Annotated in this window: 20 protein-coding genes; 5 read left to right on the top strand and 15 right to left on the bottom strand. The window is 67.4% G+C overall.

From position 1 onward, the window contains the following. Window positions 1-23: 23 nt before the first annotated feature. The 6 genes from hslV to ACTT2I_RS15215 form a co-directional block, all read right to left on the bottom strand. The gene (hslV, locus tag ACTT2I_RS15190) at window positions 24-575 is read right to left on the bottom strand and encodes an ATP-dependent protease subunit HslV (RefSeq protein WP_019183676.1); all 552 of its coding nucleotides are present in this window, start codon (window positions 573-575) and stop codon (window positions 24-26) included. Window positions 576-666: 91 nt separating this feature from the next. Further along, window positions 667-1,557, bottom strand: a complete 891-nt coding sequence (gene xerC, locus ACTT2I_RS15195; protein WP_293979933.1) for a tyrosine recombinase XerC — start codon at window positions 1,555-1,557, stop codon at window positions 667-669. A 22-nt stretch (window positions 1,558-1,579) separates the two neighbouring features. Further along, window positions 1,580-2,257: a DUF484 family protein gene (locus tag ACTT2I_RS15200; protein WP_293979934.1), complete on the bottom strand. Its 678-nt coding sequence runs from the start codon at window positions 2,255-2,257 to the stop codon at window positions 1,580-1,582. Next, entirely contained in the window at window positions 2,254-3,108 is an 855-nt protein-coding gene (gene dapF, locus ACTT2I_RS15205; RefSeq protein WP_088433805.1) for a diaminopimelate epimerase, read from the bottom strand. The genes ACTT2I_RS15200 and dapF overlap by 4 nt, the downstream gene beginning before the upstream one ends. Beyond that, window positions 3,101-3,346 carry an LPS translocon maturation chaperone LptM gene (lptM, locus tag ACTT2I_RS15210; RefSeq protein WP_088433804.1) on the bottom strand — a complete coding sequence of 82 codons (246 nt, stop codon included), beginning with the start codon at window positions 3,344-3,346 and terminating at the stop codon, window positions 3,101-3,103. Before lptM ends, dapF begins: the two co-directional genes overlap by 8 nt. A gap of 139 nt (window positions 3,347-3,485) precedes the next feature. After that, window positions 3,486-5,606 carry a S9 family peptidase gene (locus ACTT2I_RS15215; RefSeq protein WP_421098957.1) on the bottom strand — a complete coding sequence of 707 codons (2,121 nt, stop codon included), beginning with the start codon at window positions 5,604-5,606 and terminating at the stop codon, window positions 3,486-3,488. Window positions 5,607-5,717: 111 nt separating this feature from the next. Here ACTT2I_RS15215 and ACTT2I_RS15220 point away from each other — a divergent pair, with 111 nt between their 5' ends. After that, window positions 5,718-6,914 (top strand): pyridoxal phosphate-dependent aminotransferase, encoded by a 1,197-nt coding sequence (locus ACTT2I_RS15220; protein WP_421098956.1) that lies wholly within the window; start codon window positions 5,718-5,720, stop codon window positions 6,912-6,914. Window positions 6,915-7,080: 166 nt separating this feature from the next. Here the strand turns inward: ACTT2I_RS15220 and ACTT2I_RS15225 are convergent, their stop codons facing one another. Beyond that, complete coding sequence (locus ACTT2I_RS15225; RefSeq protein WP_421098955.1) at window positions 7,081-9,177, bottom strand: prolyl oligopeptidase family serine peptidase; 2,097 nt, start codon at window positions 9,175-9,177, stop codon at window positions 7,081-7,083. A gap of 34 nt (window positions 9,178-9,211) precedes the next feature. After that, a complete protein-coding gene (locus tag ACTT2I_RS15230) occupies window positions 9,212-9,544 on the bottom strand; it encodes a hypothetical protein (RefSeq protein WP_421098954.1) in 333 nt (110 codons plus the stop codon). Window positions 9,545-9,743: 199 nt separating this feature from the next. On the opposite strand from ACTT2I_RS15230, the gene ACTT2I_RS15235 reads away from it, so the two are divergent. Further along, entirely contained in the window at window positions 9,744-10,355 is a 612-nt protein-coding gene (locus ACTT2I_RS15235) for a lipocalin family protein (RefSeq protein WP_088433799.1), read from the top strand. A 189-nt stretch (window positions 10,356-10,544) separates the two neighbouring features. Here the strand turns inward: ACTT2I_RS15235 and ACTT2I_RS15240 are convergent, their stop codons facing one another. The 3 genes from ACTT2I_RS15240 to ACTT2I_RS15250 all read right to left on the bottom strand — a co-directional run bounded on the left by ACTT2I_RS15240 (window position 10,545) and on the right by ACTT2I_RS15250 (window position 13,278). After that, a complete protein-coding gene (locus ACTT2I_RS15240; RefSeq protein WP_121039992.1) occupies window positions 10,545-11,234 on the bottom strand; it encodes a methionine ABC transporter permease in 690 nt (229 codons plus the stop codon). Then, window positions 11,231-12,238, bottom strand: a complete 1,008-nt coding sequence (locus ACTT2I_RS15245; RefSeq protein WP_421098953.1) for a methionine ABC transporter ATP-binding protein — start codon at window positions 12,236-12,238, stop codon at window positions 11,231-11,233. The genes ACTT2I_RS15240 and ACTT2I_RS15245 overlap by 4 nt, the downstream gene beginning before the upstream one ends. A 143-nt stretch (window positions 12,239-12,381) precedes the next feature. After that, window positions 12,382-13,278, bottom strand: a complete 897-nt coding sequence (locus ACTT2I_RS15250) for a DMT family transporter (RefSeq protein ID WP_421098952.1) — start codon at window positions 13,276-13,278, stop codon at window positions 12,382-12,384. A 78-nt stretch (window positions 13,279-13,356) separates the two neighbouring features. Here ACTT2I_RS15250 and ACTT2I_RS15255 point away from each other — a divergent pair, with 78 nt between their 5' ends. Beyond that, entirely contained in the window at window positions 13,357-13,839 is a 483-nt protein-coding gene (locus ACTT2I_RS15255) for a YajQ family cyclic di-GMP-binding protein (RefSeq protein ID WP_088433794.1), read from the top strand. A 249-nt stretch (window positions 13,840-14,088) separates the two neighbouring features. On the opposite strand, the gene ACTT2I_RS15260 is transcribed toward ACTT2I_RS15255, so the two are convergent. The 3 genes from ACTT2I_RS15260 to ACTT2I_RS15270 all read right to left on the bottom strand — a co-directional run bounded on the left by ACTT2I_RS15260 (window position 14,089) and on the right by ACTT2I_RS15270 (window position 17,882). Then, entirely contained in the window at window positions 14,089-15,189 is a 1,101-nt protein-coding gene (locus ACTT2I_RS15260; RefSeq protein ID WP_421098951.1) for a helix-turn-helix domain-containing protein, read from the bottom strand. Window positions 15,190-15,277: 88 nt separating this feature from the next. Next, a complete protein-coding gene (locus ACTT2I_RS15265) occupies window positions 15,278-16,405 on the bottom strand; it encodes an NAD(P)-dependent alcohol dehydrogenase (protein ID WP_421098950.1) in 1,128 nt (375 codons plus the stop codon). A gap of 13 nt (window positions 16,406-16,418) precedes the next feature. Then, the gene (locus tag ACTT2I_RS15270; RefSeq protein WP_421098949.1) at window positions 16,419-17,882 is read right to left on the bottom strand and encodes a benzaldehyde dehydrogenase; all 1,464 of its coding nucleotides are present in this window, start codon (window positions 17,880-17,882) and stop codon (window positions 16,419-16,421) included. Between the two features lie 211 nt (window positions 17,883-18,093). Between ACTT2I_RS15270 and ACTT2I_RS15275 the strand changes: the two genes are divergently transcribed. Together ACTT2I_RS15275 and ACTT2I_RS15280 are read left to right on the top strand one after the other, a co-directional pair. Further along, window positions 18,094-18,672 (top strand): DUF1415 domain-containing protein, encoded by a 579-nt coding sequence (locus tag ACTT2I_RS15275; protein ID WP_088433791.1) that lies wholly within the window; start codon window positions 18,094-18,096, stop codon window positions 18,670-18,672. Continuing rightward, a complete protein-coding gene (locus ACTT2I_RS15280) occupies window positions 18,663-19,463 on the top strand; it encodes an SDR family oxidoreductase (protein WP_421098948.1) in 801 nt (266 codons plus the stop codon). The genes ACTT2I_RS15275 and ACTT2I_RS15280 overlap by 10 nt, the downstream gene beginning before the upstream one ends. Window positions 19,464-19,493: 30 nt before the next feature. Here ACTT2I_RS15280 and ACTT2I_RS15285 read toward each other — a convergent pair whose 3' ends face one another. Beyond that, a complete protein-coding gene (locus tag ACTT2I_RS15285) occupies window positions 19,494-21,527 on the bottom strand; it encodes a M3 family metallopeptidase (RefSeq protein WP_121040019.1) in 2,034 nt (677 codons plus the stop codon). Between the last annotated feature and the right edge of the window lie 65 nt (window positions 21,528-21,592).

The following is a 21,592-nucleotide window of genomic DNA, read 5'->3' on the forward strand; positions in this document are numbered from 1 at the left end:
CCGGCCAGCAGCCAGCGCTACGCTTACAGTTCCTCGACCACCACGTTGCGATTGGTGTAGATGCAGATGTCGCCGGCAATGTTGATCGACTCGGTGGCGATCGTGCGGGCATCCAGTTCGGTGTGCGCCATCAGCGCGCGGGCGGCCGACAGGGCGTAGGAGCCACCGGAACCGATCGCGATGATGCCGTCTTCGGGCTCGATCACATCACCGGTGCCGCTGATGATCAACGAGGTGTCCTTGTCGGCCACGGCGAGCAGCGCTTCGAGCTTGCCCAGGCGGCGCTCGGTGCGCCAATCCTTGGCCAGTTCCACGGCAGCGCGCTGCAGCTGGCCATGTTTTTCCAGCTTGGCCTCGAACAGCTCGAACAGGGTGAAGGCATCGGCGGCGGCGCCAGCGAAACCGGCCAGCACCTGGCCCTCGCGACCCAGACGGCGCACCTTGCGGGCGTTGCCCTTCATCACCGTGTGGCCGAGTGTGACCTGGCCATCGCCGGCGACGGCGACATGCCCATTGCGCCGCACCGAGATGATGGTGGTGGCATGAAATACGTTGGGGTTCTGACTGGGGTCCATGGAGCCTCCGGGGTGACAAGGACTGAGGTGGGGTCTGTGCCCGACGCTTCAACCCGCCCTGCCCTGCGCCCGGATGCCGCAGCGGATCGATTCAGCTTTCGTTGCCGCTCTTGCGCCGCTTGGCACGCGGGTGGGCGGCGTCGTAAACCTTGGCCAGGTGCTGGAAATCCAGGTGGGTGTAGATCTGCGTGGTCGCGATATCGGCATGGCCGAGCAGCTCCTGCACGCCGCGCAGATCGCCGGAGGATTCCAGAATGTGGCTGGCGAAACTGTGCCGCAGCATGTGCGGGTGCACGTGCTTGAACAGGCCTTGGCGCTGGGCCAGTTGGCGGATGCGGATCTGCACGGCGCGCTGGGTGATCGGCCCGCCCTTGCGCCCGGGGAACACCGGCGCGGTCGCCGCACCGCCGCTTTCGGCCCGCCAGCCCTGCAGCGCGGTGCGTGCATGCGAACCAAACGGCACGCGGCGCTCGCGGTTGCCCTTGCCCAGCACGTTGACCAGGCCGGTGTCAAAATCCAGGTCGCGCCAGATCAGCGCACACAGCTCGCTCAGGCGCAACCCGGAGGAGTAAAACAGTTCCAGCAGTGCACGATCACGCAGGCCGAGGGGGGCATCGGTGGGCAGTTCCACCAGCTGCACCGCTTCATCGGCATCGAGTACCTGCGGCAGTTTGCGCGGCGCCTTGGGGGCTTTCAGGCCGGTGGCCGGATTGGCGGCGATGCGGTGGTGCTTGAGCAGCCATGCGTAGAAACTGCGGCAGGCCGAGAGCCGGCGCTGCAGCGAGGTGGGCGACAGCCCACGGCGGTGTTCGGCCGCGATGAACTGGCGCAGCTGCGCACTGTCCAGGGAGTCGATGACGGCGCCCTGCCCGTCCGACCACACCGCGAGGGCGTCCAGGTCGCGGCGGTAAGCATCCAGCGTGTGCACCGACATGCGGCGCTCCACCTGCAGATGCGACAGGAAGTCCTGCGCGGTAGTCACGACGGCTCCGCTCAACGGGATGTCAGGGCGACGGGAAACGCTGCAACGCAACGACCAGCGACTCACCCATCATGCGCAGGAACAGCGTGCCCATGCCGGGGTAGAACCGATTGGCATCGTGGCTGCCAACCGCGATCAGGCCGACGCCCGGCAGCGGCAGCAGCGCGCTGGACTGCACTTCCTCGGCGCGCCCGGCATACAGCACGGTGTTCTTTTCCGGTTGCAGCCGGCCGCAGATCGGCTCGCCGTCTTTCAGGCAATCACGGAACACCCCCAGCAACGGGCTGCTCTCCTCGATCACCTGCAGCCACGGGGCCTGCTCCAGCCCCGCGACCGGGTGCAGCACGATCAGCCGCACCAGATCCCCGGCGAAATCTTCTTCCAGCGAGGCGGCCATCGCCCGCAGGGTATCGGCCGCCGAGTCCTGCTTCATCAGTGCCAGGGTCAGCTGGTGCGTGCGCACGGCCAAGCGCTCGTTGGTCTGCGCGTTGGCGGCCAGGTCGGCCAGCCGTCGCGACAGCTCACGGTTCTTGTCGCGCAGCACTTCCAGCTGGTAGCTGGCCAGCGACGCGGTGGGGCCGTCATCGCGTGGCACCACCAGGGTCAAGGCCAGGTCCGGGAACTGCTTCAGGAAGGTCGGATGCCGACGCAGCCAGGCGGCCACTTCATGCGATCCGATTTTCTCGGCGGTCTCGCTCATGCGTTCCACTCTCCATCAAAGACGAAGGCTGCGGGTCCAGACATCACGATCTGTGCATCGTCGGCCGGCCAGCGGATGCGCAGGTCGCCGCCGGGCAGCGACATCGTGGCATCGCGCTGCAGGCGACCGCGCTGCATCATCACCACGGCCGCGGCGCAGGCGCCACTGCCGCAGGCCAGGGTTTCACCGGCACCGCGCTCGTAGACGCGCAGGCGCGCATGCTGCGGATTGAGGACCTGCACGAAGCCGACGTTGACCGATTTCGGGAACGAGGCGTGCTGCTGCAGCAACGGGCCCAGGCGCTCGACCGGGGCCGCATCGACCAGGCCCACTTCGATCACGGCATGCGGGTTGCCCATCGACACCGCACCGAAACGCACCGTATCGCCCTGCAGCGGCAGCAGGTATTCCTCGCGCGCGCGGGCAAAGCCGATCAGCGGCACGTTCTCCGGCTCGAAGCGCGGCACGCCCATGGCCACCGCGTACTGGTCTTCGCCCAGCCGTTCGACCGCATGGGTGGTGACCGGGCTGTCGATCGCGAACGTGCTGCCACTGGCGGCGCCATCACGTACCAGCCAGGCGGCGACGCAGCGCGCGCCGTTGCCACATTGCTCCGAACTGCTGCCGTCGGCATTCCAGATCCGGTAGGAGGCCACCGAGCCTTCGGCCTTGGGCGGCTCGATGGTCAGGATCTGGTCGCAACCCACGCCGGTATGGCGGTCGGCCAGGCGCGCGGCCAGTGCGGCATCCGGCGGGGCGCGGCCATCGCGCAGGTCCAACACCACGAAATCATTGCCGGCGCCATGCATCTTGGTGAAGCGCAGCGCCGCCGAAGTGCTCGACTTACTCATTCCCGTCATTGGCCTTCAGCGCCGGGGCATCAACGGGATCGGGGACGACGGGGGAATCATTGCCGGCATCGGCGGCCGGCGGCGTGGCGTCGTCGGCGGCTGGTTCGACCAGCTGTTCTTCGACCGGGACCGGCTTCTGCGGCAGCACCAGCGGGCCCTTGTTGCCACAGGCCGACAGCACCAGCAGCGCCGAGGCGGCCAGCGTCAGGGAGATGAGGGTACGGGGGGATGTCTTCATGCCCTGAGTATAGCCGCGCCCTTTGAGCCCTTGGGTGCTGGCTGGATGAACAGGCAGGCGGGAGCGCGTGCCCCCCCCGCGCCGGCCGGGCAGCCGCGATGGCCGGGCAGCGCGTGGCTGCCCGACCGTCACCGCGGCCTTACTTCGTCGCCGGCGTCACGCCCAGCTGGTCAAGCACGAACGCGTAGGATTCGGCCAGCTCGTGATAACGCTGGAAGCGGCCGGACTTGCCACCGTGACCGGCTTCCATGTTGGTGCGGAACACGATCGGGTAATGGCCGGTGTTGTCATCGCGCAGCTTGGCCACCCACTTGGCCGGCTCCCAGTACTGCACCTGCGAATCCCACAGGCCGGTGCCGACGTACAGGGCCGGATAGGCCTGCTTGCTGACGTTGTCGTACGGCGAGTACTTCAGCATGTAGTCGTAGTACTCGCGCTGCTCCGGGTTGCCCCACTCGTCGTACTCGTTGGTGGTCAGCGGGATGCTGGCATCCAGCATGGTGGTGACCACATCCACGAACGGCACCTGGGCGACCATCACCCGGTAATCCTGCGGTGCCTGGTTGGCCACCGCACCCATCAGCAGGCCGCCGGCGCTGCCACCGGAGGCGGCGACGCGGTCCTTGGCGGCATAGCCCTGGCGGACCAGCTCGCGGGTGACATCGATGAAATCGTTGAACGTGTTCTGCTTCTTGAGCAGCTTGCCGTCCTCATACCACGCACGGCCCATCTCCTGGCCACCGCGGATGTGCGCGATGGCATACACCACGCCACGGTCGAGCAGGCTGACCACGGTCTGGTTGAAGCCCGGGTCCATCGACATGCCGTAGCTGCCGTAGGCGTACTGATACAGCGCGCCGGTGCCGTCCTTCTTGAAGCCGTTGCGGTAGACCAGCGAGACCGGCACCTTGACGCCGTCACGGGCGGTCACCCACACACGCTCGGTGGTGTACTGCGAGGGGTCATAGCCGATCACCGGCTGCTGCTTGAGCTGGCGGCGCTCACCGGTGACGGTGTTGAGCTCGTAGGTGGTGGTCGGGGTGGTCAGCGAGGTGTAGGCGTACCGCAGCCACGGGGTATCGTGCTCGCTGTTGGCGGCCAGCCCCATCGAGTAGGCCGGCTCGTCGGCCTTGACATAGTCCTGGCGGCCATCCGGGAACAGCAGGCGCACGCGTTCCAGCCCATTGGAGCGCTCGGCGATCGCGGTGAAGCCATCGAACAGCTCGAAGCCTTCGATCAGCACCGCGTCATCGTGGGCGACCCAGTCCTTCCACTGGCTGCGCGTGGTGGCATCGCTGGGCGCGGTGACGATCTTGAAGTTCTTGGCGTCGGCATCGTTGGTGCGGATCACCCAGCGGCCGTTGAAGTGATCGGCGTCGTATTCCACGTCGCGCGCACGCGGCGCCAGCACCTTGAACGCCTGCGGATCGGCGGCCGGGGCGTAGCGCGTTTCCGAGCTGACCGTGCTGTGCAGTTCGATGGTCAGGAAACGATCATCGCGGGTGCGGCCGACGCCCATGTAGAAGCTGTCGTCCTTCTCTTCGTAGACGAGCACGTCGCTGCTGGCCGGGGTGCCCAGCACGTGCTTTTTGACGCGCACGGTGAGCAGAGTGTCCGGATCGTTCTCAACGTAGAACAGGGTGCGGTTGTCATCGGCCCAGACCACGTTGGGCGAGACATTCTCGATCCGGTCCGGCAGCACTTCACCGGTGCGCAGGTCCTTGAAGCGGATCACGTACTGGCGGCGGCCGACATCGTCCTCGGCCCAGGCCAGCAGATGGTTGTCCTGGCTGACATCGGCATCACCGACGTTGAAGTAGCCCTTGCCCTCGGCCATCGTATTGATGTCGAGCAGGATTTCTTCCGGCGCCTCCATGCTGCCCTTGCGGCGCGCCTGGATCGGGTAATCCTTGCCCGTTTCAAAGCGGGTGTAATACCAGTAACCGCGGTCACGCGAGGGCACGCTGGCGTCGTCCTGCTTGATGCGGGCGACGATCTCCTTGTAAAGGGTGTCTTCCATTGGCTTCAGCGGCGCCACCACCTGGTCGGTGTAGGCGTTTTCCGCGTTCAGGTAGGCCAGCATCTTCGTGTCTTCGCGCTTGTCGTCGCGCAGCCAGTAGTAATCATCGCTGCGGGTCGCGCCGAAGGGAGCCTTCACCGTGTGCGGGTGCTTCTCGGCGTCGGGCGGGGTCAGCGCGGGGGCGGCGTGCACGTTGGAGGTCATGAGGCTGGCAACCAGTAAACAAAGGGCGGGTTTCACGAGATAAGGCTCCTGGCGGGGGAATGCAATGGCGTCCGTGTCCGTGCAGTCTGTGCCGCCGGGTGGGCCAGCAGCAAGCCTGTCGTTGGTCACTGCGCCTATCATCAGGCCATGGACACTTCCCGCACGCCCCCGACCGGCACCGGCTACAGCCGCCGCAGCCAGGAAATCGAACCCTTCCACGTGATGTCGCTGCTGGCCCGCGCGCAGGCGCTGGAGCAGGCCGGCCACGATGTGATCCACCTGGAGATCGGCGAGCCGGACTTCACCACCGCCGCACCGATCGTGCGCGCCGGCCAGGCCGCGCTGGCGGCCGGCCACACGCGCTACACCGCGGCCCGCGGCCTGCCCGCCCTGCGCGAGGCGATTGCCGGGTTCTACCAGGACCGCTACCAGGTGCAGATCGACCCCGAGCGGATCCTGGTCACGCCGGGGGGCTCGGGCGCGTTGCTGCTGGCCAGCAGCCTGCTGGTCGATCCGGGCAAGCACTGGTTGCTGGCCGATCCGGGCTACCCGTGCAACCGGCACTTCCTGCGCCTGGTGGAAGGCGCCGCGCAACTGGTGCCGGTCGGCCCGGAGACGGCCTACCAGCTGACGCCGGACCTGGTCGCACGCCAATGGAACGCCGACAGTGTCGGTGCGCTGGTCGCCTCCCCGGCCAACCCGACCGGCACCGTGCTCTCGGCCGCCCAGCTGGCCGCGCTGTCGCAGTCACTGAAGGCACGCGGCGGGCATCTGGTGGTGGATGAGATCTACCACGGGCTCACCTACGGCATGGATGCGGCCAGTGTGCTGCAGGTGGATGACGACGCGTTCGTCCTCAACAGCTTCTCGAAGTATTACGGGATGACCGGCTGGCGCCTGGGCTGGCTGGTCGCGCCGCCGCAGGCGGTGCGGGAGCTGGAGAAGCTGGCGCAGAATCTGTACATCAGTGCCTCCAGCATCGCCCAGCATGCCGCGCTGGCCTGTTTCGAGCCGGAGTCCATCGCCATCTTCGAACAGCGCCGCGCCGCGTTCCGCGAGCGCCGTGACTACCTGCTGCCGGCGCTGCGTGCGCTCGGCTTCCGGATCGAAGTGGAACCGGAAGGCGCGTTCTATCTCTACGCCGACGTGAGTGCATTCACCGAGGATGCCCAGGCCTTCTGTGCGCATTTCCTGGAAACCGAACATGTCGCGTTCACCCCGGGGCTCGACTTCGGGCATCACCGCGCCAACGCGCACGTGCGGCTGGCCTACACGCAGGAAGTGCCGCGCCTGGAAGAGGCGGTGCGCCGGATCGCGTGTGGGCTGGAGACGTGGGTGCGTTGAGCGCCCCCTGAAAAAAACGCCACGCATCGCTGCGTGGCGCTGAAAATGGGGTGGAGCCAACCTGACGCCCCACCACCCGGAGTCTGCTCCAGGGGGCTACAACGTCTGCGGCAGGCTCACTCCCTGCCGGCTGCTCGACCGCCCCTGGCCGTCGAGCAACCCGAGCTTACTTGGAGAGCTGCTCCCACAGGAAGCTATAGGCCAAAGCCGACATGTGCGCGGCCTGTGCGTTGTTCGCCGCACCGCCATGGCCGCCTTCGATATTCTCGTAGTAGGTCACATCCTTGCCGGCATCGATCATCTTGGCCGCCATCTTGCGGGCATGCGCCGGATGCACGCGGTCATCGCGCGTGGAGGTGGTGAACAGCACCGGCGGGTAGGTCTTGCTGGCGTCGAACAGGTGATACGGCGAGAAGGTCTTGATGAACTCCCAATCGGCCGTGTCCGGATTGCCGTATTCGGCCATCCACGAGGCGCCGGCCAGCAGGTGGCTGTAGCGCTTCATGTCCAGCAGCGGGACCTGGATCACCACCGCACCGAACAGTTCCGGGTACTGGGTCAGCATGTTGCCGGTGAGCAGGCCACCGTTGCTGCCGCCCTGCACGCCCAGGTGCTTGGCCGAGGTGATCTTGCGGCTGACCAGGTCGCGGGCGACCGCGGCCATGTCTTCATACGCCTTGTGACGGTTCTGCTTGAGCGCCGCCTGGTGCCAGCGCGGGCCGTACTCGCCACCGCCACGGATGTTGGCGACCACGTACACGCCGCCCTTCTCCAGCCACGCACGGCCCATGCCACCGGAGTAGGACGGGGTCAGCGAGATCTCGAAGCCGCCGTAGCCGTACAGCAGGGTCGGATTGGAGCCGTCCAGCTTCATGTCCTTGCGGTGCACCACGAAGTACGGCACGCGGGTGCCATCCTTGCTGGTGGCGAAGTGCTGCTCGATCACCTTGCCATCGGCATTGAAGAACGCCGGCATGGTCTTGAGCACCTCCGGCTGCTTGCCGATCTCGGCAATGGCCAGGGTGGTCGGGGTCAGGTAATCGGTGACGGTCATCCACACCGCGTCGCTGTCATCGGCATCCACCGCGCTGACGGCCACGGTGCCGAACGACGGCGCGCCGGTGAAGGCGCTCGTCTTCCAGCCACTGTCGCCGGGGGTCAGCACGCTCAGGCGGCTTTTGACGTCGTCCAGCACGTTCAGGACCAGATGGTTCTTCGTCCAGCTGGTGCCGGCCAGCGAGGTGGTGTCGGTCGGCGCGAACAGCACGTCGAAGTCACGCTTGCCGGCCAGGTAATCGTCCAGCTTGGTGGCCAGCAGCGAGCCGGCGGCGTAGGTCTTGCCACCCACGGTCCACGGCTCGCGCAGTTCCAGGGTCAGCCACTGCTTGCGCAGGCCTTTCTCGGCCGAGTTGGGCGCGTCGATCCTGGTCAGCGTGCCGTCGTCGGCACGCAGGTAGATCTCGTTGTTGTAGAAGGCCAGCGTGCGGCTGACCAGGTTGCGCTCGTAGCCGGGGGTATCGTCGTGCATGGCCGCGATGTACATGTCATCGGGCTTGCCTTCATACACCACCGCCGCCGAGGCCATCGGCGTGCCGCGCTTCCACAGCTTGGCCACCCGCGGGTAGCCGGAGGTGGTCATCGTGCCGGTGCCGAAATCGGTGTAGACGAACACGGTGTCGCGGTCGATCCAGTTCAGGCCACCCTTGGATTCGGGGCGGAAGAAACCGTCCTTGATCCAGGTCTTGTTGGCCAGGTCGAACTCGCGGGTGACGTCGGCATCGGCGCCGCCGCGCGACAGCGCGATCAGGCAGCGCGAGTAGTCCGGGCGCAGGCAGTCGGCGCCGTGCCAGACCCAGTTCTCGCCCTCGGCCTTGTTCAGTGCATCCAGGTCCAGCACGGTTTCCCACTGCGGCGAGGCCTTGCGGTACTCGGCCAGCGTGGTGCGGCGCCACAGGCCGCGCTCGTGCTGCTTGTCCTTCCAGAAGTTGTAGTAGTAGTCCCCGATCTTCTGCACGCCGGGGATCTTGGCGTCCGAATCGAGCACCTCGCGGATGCTGGTCTCCATCTGCTGGAAGGCCGGGGTCGAGGCCAGCCGACCTTCGGACTTGGCGTTCTGTTCCTTGACCCAGGCCAGCGGCTTGTCGCCGGTGACGTCTTCAAGCCAGGCGTACTTGTCCGCCGGGGCGTCAGCGGCCATGGCGGTTCCCGCCGCACCGGCGGAGATCAGACCTGCCACCAGGCAGGCGGAAGCGAATCGTGACATTGCAGCTCCAGGCAGTCATAGCCTTGGGACGCTATCACACCGGCTGGCCGCGGCTCACGTGTCGAAGGTCAGGCCGGGCCGGCCGCGGCATCGGGCGAACGCGGCGACGCGCCTGCGGCCCGCGACGGCGGCGGGCGGTACGGGTGAGCAGACCGGCCAGCGGCAGGCGGAAGCGATGCAGGCTCCACCAGGCCATCAGCGGCATGCCGACGAGCCACATCGGCAGCCAGCCGATCCACTCGCTGTGGCCGCGCGCGGCCGGCCAGACCAGGACGAGGGCCACCCCGGCCAGGGCAGCCTGCCTGACGCAGCGCAGCACACGTGGATCGGGACGGTCGGCCGAACGCGGGGAAGACGACAGGGTCATGACACAGCTCCGTGCGAAAGTGATGCGTCACCTTGCCGCGCCGCCATCTCACCGGCTGCGACCTTGTGCGCCGGTCACGGCAGGAAGGCCTGCCGGCGGCGAGGTTGCATGAATCGGTCACGCAACCGCTGCGCCGCCATTGACGTTCTCCGCTGTCCCACCCACCATGCCCCTGCCAGCCACTGGAGCCACCCGCCGCATGTCTTCGAACCGCCCGCTTCGCGCTGTCCTGTTGGTCTCCTCGCTGGCGCTGCTGTCAGCCTGTGCGTTCCGCCATGAGACCAAACCGGAACCTGCGCCGACACCGGTCGCGGTCGACAGCGCCAATGCGCCGATCGACCTGCAGCGGTTCATGGGCACCTGGTATGTGATCGGCCGCGTGCCGAACCCGATCGAGCGCGGCCACGTCGCCAGCGTCAATCAGTTCCGCCTGCGTGGCGACCAGAAGGTGTCCATCACCTACCGCTACCGCGACGGCTTTTCCGAACCGCAGCAGGAACTGACCGTCCGCGCCTCGGTGGACGAGAAGAGCGGCAACCACAACTGGCGCACCTGGTTCTACAAGATCGTGCCGACCCATACGCGCGTGCTGGAAGTGGCACCGGATTATTCCTGGGCCATGCTCGGCTACCCGGGCCGCGAGATGGCCTGGATCTTCGCGCGCCAGCCGGACATGGACAAAGAGCTTTACAAGGAGCTCGCCACCCGCCTGCGTGACGATTACGGGGTCAACACCGACAAGCTCAAGCGCGTGCCGCAGCATCCCGAGCAGGTGGACCGGCTGGGCTTCGAGGTGCCGAACGTCCGGTAAGGGCGGCGCTCAGGCGGCCTCGCGCGGCTGCACCCTGCGCTCGATTTCCTGACGGGTGCGTTGGTCGATCACCTGATCAGTCGAATCAACGCGTGCTGCCGCCCCGGCATTCCCATGGGCGGCACGATCTGAGGCCATGCCCGGTCGCCATTGGGCATGGCGTACCGACCAACGGGCGGTACCGACCGGTTATTTCCGGCTGTAGTGCGAGACCAGGCGGTCGCCGATCATCTGCAGGATCTGCACCAGCACCAGCAGCAGGACCACGGTGACCAAGGCCACATCGGTGTGCGAGCGCTGGTAGCCATCGCGGAACGCCAGGTCGCCCAGACCGCCCGAGCCGATCGCCCCGCCCATCGCGGTGAAGCCGATCAGCGCGATCACCGTGACCGTGGCACCGGCGATCAGGCCCGGGCGCGCTTCGGGCAGCAGCACCCGGGTCACCAGCTGCCAGGTGGTGGCTCCCATCGCCTGGGTCGCTTCGATCACACCGCGGTCCACTTCACGCAGCGCGGTTTCGACCAGACGTGCGTAGAACGGTGCAGCGCCGATCACCAGCGGCACGATTGCGCCACGGACGCCGAGCGAGGTGCCCATCATCCACAGCGTGAGCGGAATCAGCACGATCATCAGGATGATGAAGGGAACCGAGCGCAGCAGATTCACCAGCAGCGCGAGTGCGCCATACAGCACCGGCTTGCGGTGAAGCTGCGGCGAGCCGGTCAGGAACAGCAGCACGCCCAGCGGCAGGCCGATCAGCAGCGTCAGCGGCAGTGAGCCGCCGAGCATCAGCAGGGTATCCAGCGTGGCCTGGCCGATATCGGCCCATTTGCCGGCGTCGAGATGGCGGAAAAAACCGCCTGCGGTGGCCAGGATCATCGGCGCAGCTCCTCAAGGTGGACACCGGCAGCGACAAAGCCCGCCTGCGCGGCCTGCACGTCGCCACCGACCAGCGACACGGTCAGCTGGCCATACGGGGTGTCCTTGATCCGGTCGATGCGGCCGGACAGGATGTTGTAGTCCACGCCGGTCTCGCGCGCGATGCGTCCCAGCAGCGGTTCGTAGGTATCGGCACCGAGGAAGGTCAGGCGCACGATGCGCCCGGCGACGGCCTCGAAATCCTTGTGCAGCTCGCCCTCGTCGACCTGCTCGGACTCGCTGACGAAGCGGCGGGTGGTCGGGTGCTGCGGGTGCAGGAACACCTCGGTGACCGGGCCGGTTTCGACCAGGTGGCCGGCATCGAGCACCGCGACGCGGTCGCAGACGCGGCGGATCACGTCCATCTCGTGGGTGATCAGCACGATGGTCAGGCCCAGCTCGCGGTTGATCCTGCCCAGCAGCTTGAGCACCGAGGCGGTGGTCTGCGGGTCCAGTGCGCTGGTGGCCTCATCGCACAGCAGGATCTGCGGGCGGGTCGCCAGGGCACGGGCGATGCCGACGCGCTGCTTCTGGCCACCGGACAGCTGCGTCGGGTACTTGTTAGCATGCGCTTCCAGGCCGACGGTGTGCAGCAGTTCGGCCACGCGCGCATCGATCTCCGCGCGCGGCGTGCCGGCCAGCTCCAGCGGGAAGGCGACATTGGACGCCACGGTGCGCGAGGAGAGCAGGTTGAAGTGCTGGAAGATCATGCCGATCTTCCGGCGCAGCACGCGCAGGCCCTCGGCATCGAGTGCGGTGACATCCTCGCCATTGATCAGCAGGCGGCCGCCGGTGGGCTCCTCCAGTCGATTGATCAGGCGGATCAGGGTGGATTTGCCCGCACCGGAATGGCCGATGATGCCGAACACTTCGCCGGCCTCGATGGTCAGGTCCAGCGGCTGCAGCGCGGCAATCGCGCGGCCGCCGACGGCATAGGATTTGTGCAGGCGCTGGAACTCGATCACTTCGCGGTCAACCGGGGCATCGACGGGAGGGGGCGTGCAGCCTACCAGCGCGGGGCGGCCCTGGCCCGTGCGGTTGCGCGGAATGATATTCCGTTTGGTTCTAAGAGACCGTGATCCGGCCGGCCTGCGGGCGCCGGCCGGGCTCAGGGGTGGTCCAGCGGCCGGGGCGGCTGGACCCGGCGGACCCGCTCACGGTGCAGCAGGTACAGGCCCGACGCGACGATGATGGCCGCACCCAGCCAGGTCACCTGGTCAGGCAGGACGCCCCAGAACAGCAGGTCCCAGCCGATCACCCAGACCAGCCCGGTGTACTCCAGCGGGGCGATCATCGACGCTTCGCCCAGCTGGAACGCGCGGGTCAACGCGACCTGACCCCCTGCCCCGGCCAGGCCCATGCCGGCGATCAGGGCCACGTGATCCAACTGCAGCGGCTGCCAGTCCGGGATGGCCAGCAGGCCGGCGCCGACGGCCATGATCACCAGGAACCACACCACCATCGACTGCGGCGTGTCGGTGCGGGTCAGCATGCTGACGGTGATCGCGGCCAGCGCGTAGGCGGTGGCCGCCAGCAGTACCATCAGGCCGGGGAAGGAGATGATCCCGCCGACGCCGGGGCGGAGCACGACCAGGACGCCGATCAGGCCGATGCCGATGGCGATCCAGCGGCGCGGGCCGACATGCTCGCCGAGCAGCGGCACCGAGAGCGCGGCGATCAGCAGCGGCGCGACGAAGTAGATGGTGTAGGCGGTGGACAGCGGCAGGCTGCGCAGGGCGTAGACGAAGCAGCCGATCATCACCATGCCAAGCACACCGCGCAGCAGGTGCAGGACCCAGCGCCTGGGGACCAGCGAGCGCGGGCCGGCCGTGGCCAGCACCCACACCAGGACGAACGGCAGCGAGGCCGCGCCGCGCAGGAAGGTGACCTGCAGGGTGGGATAGCTGGCCGACAGCTGCTTCATGCCGGCATCCATCAGCGAAAAGCAGGCGACGGCGATCAGCATCCAGGCGACGGCGCGGGTGGGGGATTTCTGCGTGTTCATGCCCCATTATCGCCGGCTTGGCCGGCCCGTCCATGGCGGCTTGATAGAATGGGGACATTCACCCGTTGGAGTTTGCCCATGCCCTCTTTTGACGTTGTTTCCGAAGTCGACACCCACGAGTTGACCAACGCGGTCGACCAGGCCAACCGCGAGCTGTCCACGCGTTTCGATTTCAAGGGCGTGGACGCGAAGTTCGTGCTGGAGGACAGCGTGATCACGCAGTCCGCGCCGAGCGATTTCCAGCTGCAGCAGATGACGGACATCCTGCGCCAGCGCCTGACCGCGCGGAAGATCGATGCGGCGTGCCTGGAGTTTGGCGATATCGAGTCCAATCTGGCCGGTGCGCGGCAGAAGATCACGGTCAAGCAGGGGATCGAGCAGAAGGTGGCCAAGAAGATCGCGGCGAAGATCAAGGAGGCCAAGTTGAAGGTGGACAGCCAGATCAATGGCGACAAGCTTCGGGTGACGGGCAAGAAGCGCGATGATCTGCAGGATGCGATGGCGCTGCTGCGGAAGGAGACGTTCGAGGTTCCGCTGCAGTTCGATAATTTCCGCGATTGATTTTGGCCGAAGGGGCTGTAGCGCAACGCACTGGTGATTCATTGCTGGTGCGCTGCGTCGGGTAGGGCCAGGCCTTGCCCGCTGCCCTGACGCTTCCTCGGCGGATGGGCGAGCAAAGCGGTTGTGCCCGCCGCTGCCGGCGACCAGGCGATACCCCATCGGTAGTGCCGGCCGCTGGCCGGCACCCTCATTGCGCGGGATCAAAGAGAAGCACTTCTGTGCACGGCGTATGCCGCCGCGCGATGGTCGCTATGCGCGGATCAGCTTGTACAGGGTGGTGCGTGAGATGCCGAGCTGGCGGGCGGCGGCGCTGACGTTGCCCTGGTGGGCGGCCACGGTGTCGCGGACGTGCTGTGTGTTCTGCGCACGCAGCGAGGCGTTGGCGGCGTTGACGGGCTGTGCGGCGAGCTTGCGGCTGGCGTGCGGTGCGAGTGGTCCGCGCAGGTACTGCACGTGCACGGCGGTGTCGTCGTCCAGGCGGACGCGGTGGGCCGGGCCGGTCTGCAGGAGGCGGCGGCGCTGGTGGACGCTGGCGCCGGCGAACAGGCCTTCGAGGGTGAGCAGGGGCAAGGGGCCGCGGCGCGGGAGTCCGAACAGGCGGCGGGCGACGCGATTGGCAGCGCGGACGTGCCCGTCTTCTTCGATGGCCAGCAGGCCCTGCAGCGGTGAGTGCAGCCAGCGGGGGTCGTGCTGGACGGCCAGCAGGTGGCAGGGACGGTGGTCCTGCATCAGGCGGTTTTCGGCGGAGAGGGCGGCCTGGCGGAAATAGCCGTGCAGCAGTTCGGCATCGCGTTCACCGGTGCCGGTGATGTCCAGGGCGCCCAGTACTTCGCCATCCAGCCCATGCAGGGGCACGCTCAGGCAGAACACCGAGGCGAAGCGGTCCAGGTAGTGCTCGTTGCCACGCACCAGGGCCGGTGCGTCTTCAGCCAGGCTGCAGGCCGGGGCGGTGGTGCCGATGTCGATCTCGCGCAGGCGGCGACCGATCTGGATCGGGCGCAGCACCGGGACGTCGGCCAGGCCATGTTCGCGCTGGGCCACGACCAGGCCGTCGGCGTTGACGCAGAACAGGGTCCATTGGCGGCCACCGAAGGCGGCCCAGAGATGGTCCATGTCTTCGCGTACACAGCGCGCGAGGCGGCGGTCGGCGGGGTCGTCGAGGCGGGCAGCGGCCGGGGCAAGCGGGGCGTAGTACGGCTCCTGCCGCGGCTGTACGCCAGCCTGGCGCGAGCGCTCCCACGAGCGCTGCACCGGCGGGCTGACCACGCTGTCCATCAGCGCGCCGCCCTCGGCGAAGCGCTGACGGGCGGCGGCCAATACCTGCTGCTGTTCCAGAACCATCGCGGCCATCGGTCGATCTCCACCTCGGACCGACAGCCTACTCCCGCAAAGCTGACTGATATGTCGTCGCAGGCACGCATGCCTGCGACGGACCGTTTCACCGGCCGATGGTCAGGATCGGCTTGAGCGTGACGCCGCGGGTGCTGTCCTCGGCGGCCTGGTTGATCTGGTCCAGTGGGTAGAACTTGACCAGTCGGTCGAACGGGAAGCGGCCCTGCTGGTACAGCTGCACCAGCTGCGGGATGAACACCTTGGGCACGCTGTCACCTTCGACGATGCCGCGGATGCTGCGGCCGCCGAGCAGCAGGTCGTTGACGTCGAACTCGGCCTTGGTGCCCAGCTTCGGGGCGCCGACCACGCCGATCACGCCCCGCCCGCCGAGCGCCTCGATGCCCTGCGCCAGCACCTCCGGACGACCGGTGGATTCCAGCGCGAAGTTGGCACCGCCGCCGGTGATCCCGCGCACCGCTTCCACCACATCGACCTCGCGGCTGTTGATCACATGGGTGGCCCCCAGTTCCCTGGCCAGTTCCAGGCGCGAGGGCACCACATCGATGGCGATGATGGTGGTCGCACCGGCCACGCGGGCGGCCATCACCGCGCTCAGGCCGACCGCGCCGGCACCGAAGCTGGCGAAGCTGCTGCCGGCGGTGACCTTGAGCGAATTGATCACCGCACCGGCGCCGGTCTGGATGCCACAGCCGAGCGGACCAAGCAGTTCGATCGGCGCATCGTCAGGCACCTTGATCGCGTTGTTTTCGCGGCTCAGTGCGTAGGTGGCGAACGAAGACTGGGCGAAGAAGTGATCGTGCAGCGGGTTGCCGTCCGGATCCTGGATCGCGGTGGAGCCGTCCAGCGCACCGCCGCCGAAGTTCAGGCCGAAGAAGTCCTTGCAGTACGCGCCGTGGCCGCCGCTGCAGGGATTGCAGTGGCCGCAGGCGCCGTAGGTCAGCACGACATGGTCACCGACCTTGAGGTCTTTCACGCCCGGGCCGAGCGCTTCGACAATGCCCGCGCCTTCGTGGCCGAGCACCGCCGGCAGCGGCACGGGATAGTACTGGTCACGCACGATCAGGTCGGTATGGCACAGGCCGGTGGCGACCACGCGGACCAGCACTTCATCGTCCTGCGGCCCACGGATGCGCGCCTTCTCGATCGTGAAGGGCTGTTCCTTTTCGCGCACCACGGCCACGGTGATGTCGCGCAGTTCTGCTGTTGCGGTCATGAGGGCCTCCTGATCAGATCGGGTAAGCGGGCGCTTCGCCCTTGACGGTCATCCACTGCCACTGGGTGAACTCGTCGATGTTGGACGGGCCACCGATGCTGGTGCCGTTGCCCGACGCGCCCACGCCACCGAACGGATTGATCACCTCATCGTTCACCGTCTGGTCGTTGATATGCAGCAGGCCGGTGCGCAGGCGCTCGCCGAGCTTCAGCGCGCGGCCGACATTGCTCGACACGATCGCCATCGACAGGCCGTACTCGCTGTCGTTGGCCAGTTCCACCGCTTCATCATCGGTATCGAACGGTACGACCACCGCGACCGGCGCGAAGATCTCTTCATGGAAGGCCGGGTTGTCACGGCTCACGTCACTGAGCACGGTCGGTTCGAAGAACAGGTCTTTGTAGCCGCCACCGGTCGCGAGCGTGGCCCCGGCAGCCTGCGCCTCGGCAACGATGCGCGCGGCGTGGTCGCGCTGCTGGGCATTGATCAGTGGCCCGATCGCCACCTCGCCATCGGCCGGATTGCCGACCTTGAGCGACCTGGCCTTGGCCACCAGTTTTTCAAGGAAGCGCGCATGGATGCTGCGCTGGACCAGCACGCGGCCGGTGGCCATGCAGATCTGGCCCTGGTGCAGGTAGACGCCCCAGGCCGTGTTGGCGATGGCCAGATCCATGTCGGCATCATCGAGCACGATCAGCGAGTTCTTCCCGCCCAGTTCCAGCGACACCTTCTTCAGGTGCTTGCCCGCCGCTTCGCCCACCTTGCGCCCGGCACCGGTGGAGCCGGTGAACTGGATCATCGCGATGTTCGGGTCACTGGTCAGCGCCGCACCGGCCGCGCCATCACCCGGCAGCACGTGCAGCAGGCCGGCCGGCAGCCCGACCAGTTCGAACAGACGCGCGATCACGAAGCCACCGCACACCGCGGTGCGCGGATCGGGCTTGAGCACCACCGCATTGCCCAGCGCCAGCGCCGGGGCCACCGCACGCATGGCCAGGTACAGCGGGAAGTTGAACGGTGCAATCACCCCGACCACGCCCAGCGGGCGGCGGCGCGCCAGATTCAACCGGCCCGGTTCTGAGGGCAGTACTTCGCCAATGCTGCGCGAAGGCAGTGCCGCCGCCTCATGCAGCGCCTTGGTGTTCACCTTGGCCTCGAAGCCGGCCTTGAGCTGGGTGGAGCCACTTTCGCGGACCAGCCACTGCACGATCTCATCGGTGTGTTCTTCGGCCAGCTGGGCGGCGCGGCGCAGCACCTGCGCGCGGGTGTCATACGGGGCGCTGGCCCACTCGTGCTGTGCGGCGGCGGCGGTGGCGGCGGCGCGCGCGATCTGCGCCGGGTCGGCCATCGCGATCTCGCCGAGGCGTTCGCCGGTGGCCGGCTCGACCACGTCCCGGGTGCCCGCCCCCGGGGTCCATTGACCGTCGAACAACTTGCCGGACCAGGTGGCCGTCGGCAGGAATGCATGTGTTGCCATCACTGAGAACTCCTTGCGTCGTGTACCCGGCCATTGGATACCTGCGGCCGGCAACTGCCTATTGGCCGTTGGCTCGATCACTGCAAGTGATTGCCGGATAAGGATTTATCAGGATGACGGGTGTCCAGTTAATGGACAGTGGAGCCGGCCACCCCGCCCGCTTCATCGCCGCGCCGTACAATCAACACCCCCGCCAGCGACACCGCCCGCCATGAACGATGCATCCCTCACTGCCACCCGCGACCCCATTGCCGAGACCCGGAAATGGCTGGAGCAGATCGTCATCGGGCTTAACCTGTGCCCGTTCGCCAAGGCGGTGTACGTCAAGGACCAGGTGCGGTTCGTGCTCAGCGATGCGACCACGCCGGAGGCACTGGTCGAAGAACTGGCCGAAGAACTGATCCTGCTGCGCGATACCCCGGCCGAGCAGATCGACACGACGTTGATCGTGCATCCGGACGTGCTGACCGATTTTCTGGAGTACAACGACTTCCTCGACAACGCCGATGCGGCAATCGAGGCACTGGATCTGCAGGGCATCCTGCAGGTGGCCAGCTTCCATCCGCAGTACCAGTTCGCCGGCGTGGCCCCGGATGACGTGAGCAACTACACCAACCGCGCGCCCTACCCGACCCTGCACCTGCTGCGCGAAGACAGCGTCGAGCGCGCCGTCGCCGCGTTTCCGGATCCGGACGTGATCGTGGAGCGCAACATCGACACGCTGGACAAGCTCGGCATCGAAGGCTGGACGCGCCTGCTGGGCCGCAACGACATGCCGCCGTGTCACTGACCCCGGGCATCCTCGACTGGCCGGCACAGCCGCTGCGCGACCGCGTGGTGCTGATCACCGGTGGCGCGCAGGGCGTGGGCCGCGGCATCGCGCAGTCGGTGCTGGGCGCCGGCGGCAGCGTGATGATCGCCGACCTGGATGCCGATGCCGGCAAGGCGTGTCTGAAGGAGTGGGCACTGCCGGAGCGCGCGGCGTTCCAGCGCGCGGATGTGGCCAGCGAACGCAGCGTGCAGGCGCTGATCAAGGCGACGCTGAAGCGTTTCGGCCGCCTGGATGGCCTGGTCAACAATGCCGGCATCGCCAGTGCCCACGGCACGCCCTTGGCGGAGATGCCGCTGGCCGAGTGGCAGCGCCGCCTCTCCAGCCTGCATGGCGCTTTCCTGTGCAGCAAGCACGCCCTGCCCGCCCTGCGCGAGCATGCCGGCGCGATCATCAACCTCGCCTCGACGCGTGCGTGGCAGTCCGAACCGGACAGTGAAGCCTATGCCGCGGCCAAGGGCGGGCTGGTCGCCTTCACCCATGCGCTGGCGTTGAGCGAAGGCCCCGCCGTGCGGGTCAACAGCATCAGCCCCGGCTGGATCACCACCGACGACTGGCAGGCGCCCTCACGGCGGCGCACGCCAACGCTTTCCCGCCGCGATCATGCGCAGCACCCGGTCGGCCGCGTTGGCCAGCCGCCGGACATCGGCGCGCTGGCGGTCTTCCTGCTCTCGGACCTGGCCGGTTTCATCACCGGCCAGGACCACATCGTCGACGGCGGCATGAGCCGGAAGATGATCTACGCGGAGTGAGCCACGTGCCGCCCGATCACGCGGCCGCAGTCACACCATCCCGTTATGCCGCAGCAGCGCGTCCACCGTCGGCGCGCGCCCACGGAACGCGGCGAAGTTCTCGGCGGCACTCCGGCTGCCACCCCGCGAGAGCACCTCATCGCGGAACCGTTGACCGGTCTCGGTCACCTTGTCCGGCGCTTCCTCGAACGCGGCATAGGCATCGGCGCTGAGCACCTCGGCCCACTTGTAGCTGTAGTAGCCCGCCGCATAGCCACCGGCAAAGATGTGGCTGAACTGATTGGGGAAGCGATTCCAGGCCGGCGGCCGGTTGACCGCTACTTCATCGCGCACCCGCTCCAGCAGCGCCTGCACACTGTCCTGGGTCGGGTCGAACTCGCTGTGCAGCTGCATGTCGAACAGCGCGAATTCCAGCTGACGCACGGTGAACATGCCGCTCTGGAAATTGCGTGCGGCCAGCATGCGGTCAAACAGCGCACGCGGCAGCGGCTCGCCGGTGCTCACGTGTGCGGTCATCGCCTGCACGCGGTCCCATTCCCAGCAGAAGTTCTCCATGAACTGGCTCGGCAGTTCCACCGCGTCCCACTCCACGCCGTTGATGCCGGCCACGCCAAGCTCACCGATGCGGGTCAGCAACTGATGCAGGCCATGCCCCATTTCATGGAACAGCGTGGTCACATCGCTGTGGCTGAAGGTGGCCGGCTGGCCCTCGGCACCCTTGCCGAAGTTGCAGACCAGGTACACCAGCGGCGTCTGTACACCGGCCGCGGTCTCGCGGCGGTTGCGGCAATCATCCATCCACGCGCCACCGCGCTTGCCTTCGCGCGCGTACAGGTCCAGATAGAACTGCCCCACCAGCGCGCCCTGCGCATCGACCACCCGGAAGAAACGCACATCCGGATGCCACACCGGCGCACTATCCGGCTGCACCTCCAGGCCATACAGGCTGCGGATCACACTGAACAGGCCATCGAGCACCTTCGGTTCGGTGAAATACTGCTTCACGTCCTGCTCGGAATAGCTGTAACGCGCCTGCTTCAGCTTTTCCGCAGCGAAGGCCAGGTCCCATGCCTCCAGCGCCGGCATGCCCAGTTCGTCGCGGGCGAACGCCTCCAGCTCGGCACGGTCGCGCTGCGCGTACGGCTTGGCGCGCGCGGCGAGATCGCGCAGGAAGCCCAGTACCTGAGGCGCATCCTCGGCCATCTTGGTGGCGATCGAATACTCGGCGTAGTTGGCGAAGCCCAGCAGTGCGGCCAGCTCCGCACGCAACGCCAGCACGCGATCGATGTTGCCGCTGTTGTCCAGCGCGGCATCGCCGAACTCGGAGGCGCGCACCGCGTTGGCGCGATACAGCGCCTCGCGCAGCGGGCGATGTTCGGCGTAGGTCTGCACGGGGATGTAGCACGGCATCTGCAGCGTCAGCTTCCAGCCGGCCAGGCCGTCTTTCTCCGCCGCGCTGCGGGCAGCGGCGATCACGTCGTCCGGCAGGCCAGCCAGTTCGGCGCGGTCGTCCACGTGCAGCGACCAGGCATCGGTCGCATCAAGCACATTCTGCGAGAACGTCGCCGACAGCGCGGACAGCTCCTCGCGGATCGCGCTGTACCGCGCCTTGCCGGCGTCATCGAGTTCAGCGCCACCCAGGCGGAAATCGCGCAGCGCGTTCTCCAGCACCTTGCGACGTGCCGGGCCGTATTGCGTCGCTTCCGGCGTGGCGGCTAGGGCGCGGTACTGTTGGTAGAGCGCCAGGTTCTGGCCCAGTGCGCTGCCGAAGCGTGTCACCTTGGGCAGGGTTGCGTTGTAGGCCTCGCGCAGCGCCGGGGTGTTCACCACGGCCTGCAGGTGGCCGACCTGGCCCCACGCGCGCCACAGGCGCTCGGTAGCGTCGTCCAGCGGCTCGGCGAAGCTTGCCCAGGTCACAGGGGAGACGGTCTCGGCGGTTTTCACCGCGGCCTCGGCGTCGGCCAGCAGGGCATCGATCGCCGGGGCGATGTGCTCGGGCTGGATCGCATCGAAACGCGGCAGGCCGGAAAAATCGAGCAGGGGGTTGGTGGGGGTCACAGGCATCTCCAGACAACGGGGCCGCTGCAGCGGCATCACCCCACGATATGGCATTGCCCCCCGCCCCGCAC

Origin of the sequence: Stenotrophomonas sp. PUT21 (assembly GCF_052232875.1) — a bacterium.
Lineage (GTDB): Bacteria > Pseudomonadota > Gammaproteobacteria > Xanthomonadales > Xanthomonadaceae > Stenotrophomonas > Stenotrophomonas maltophilia_N.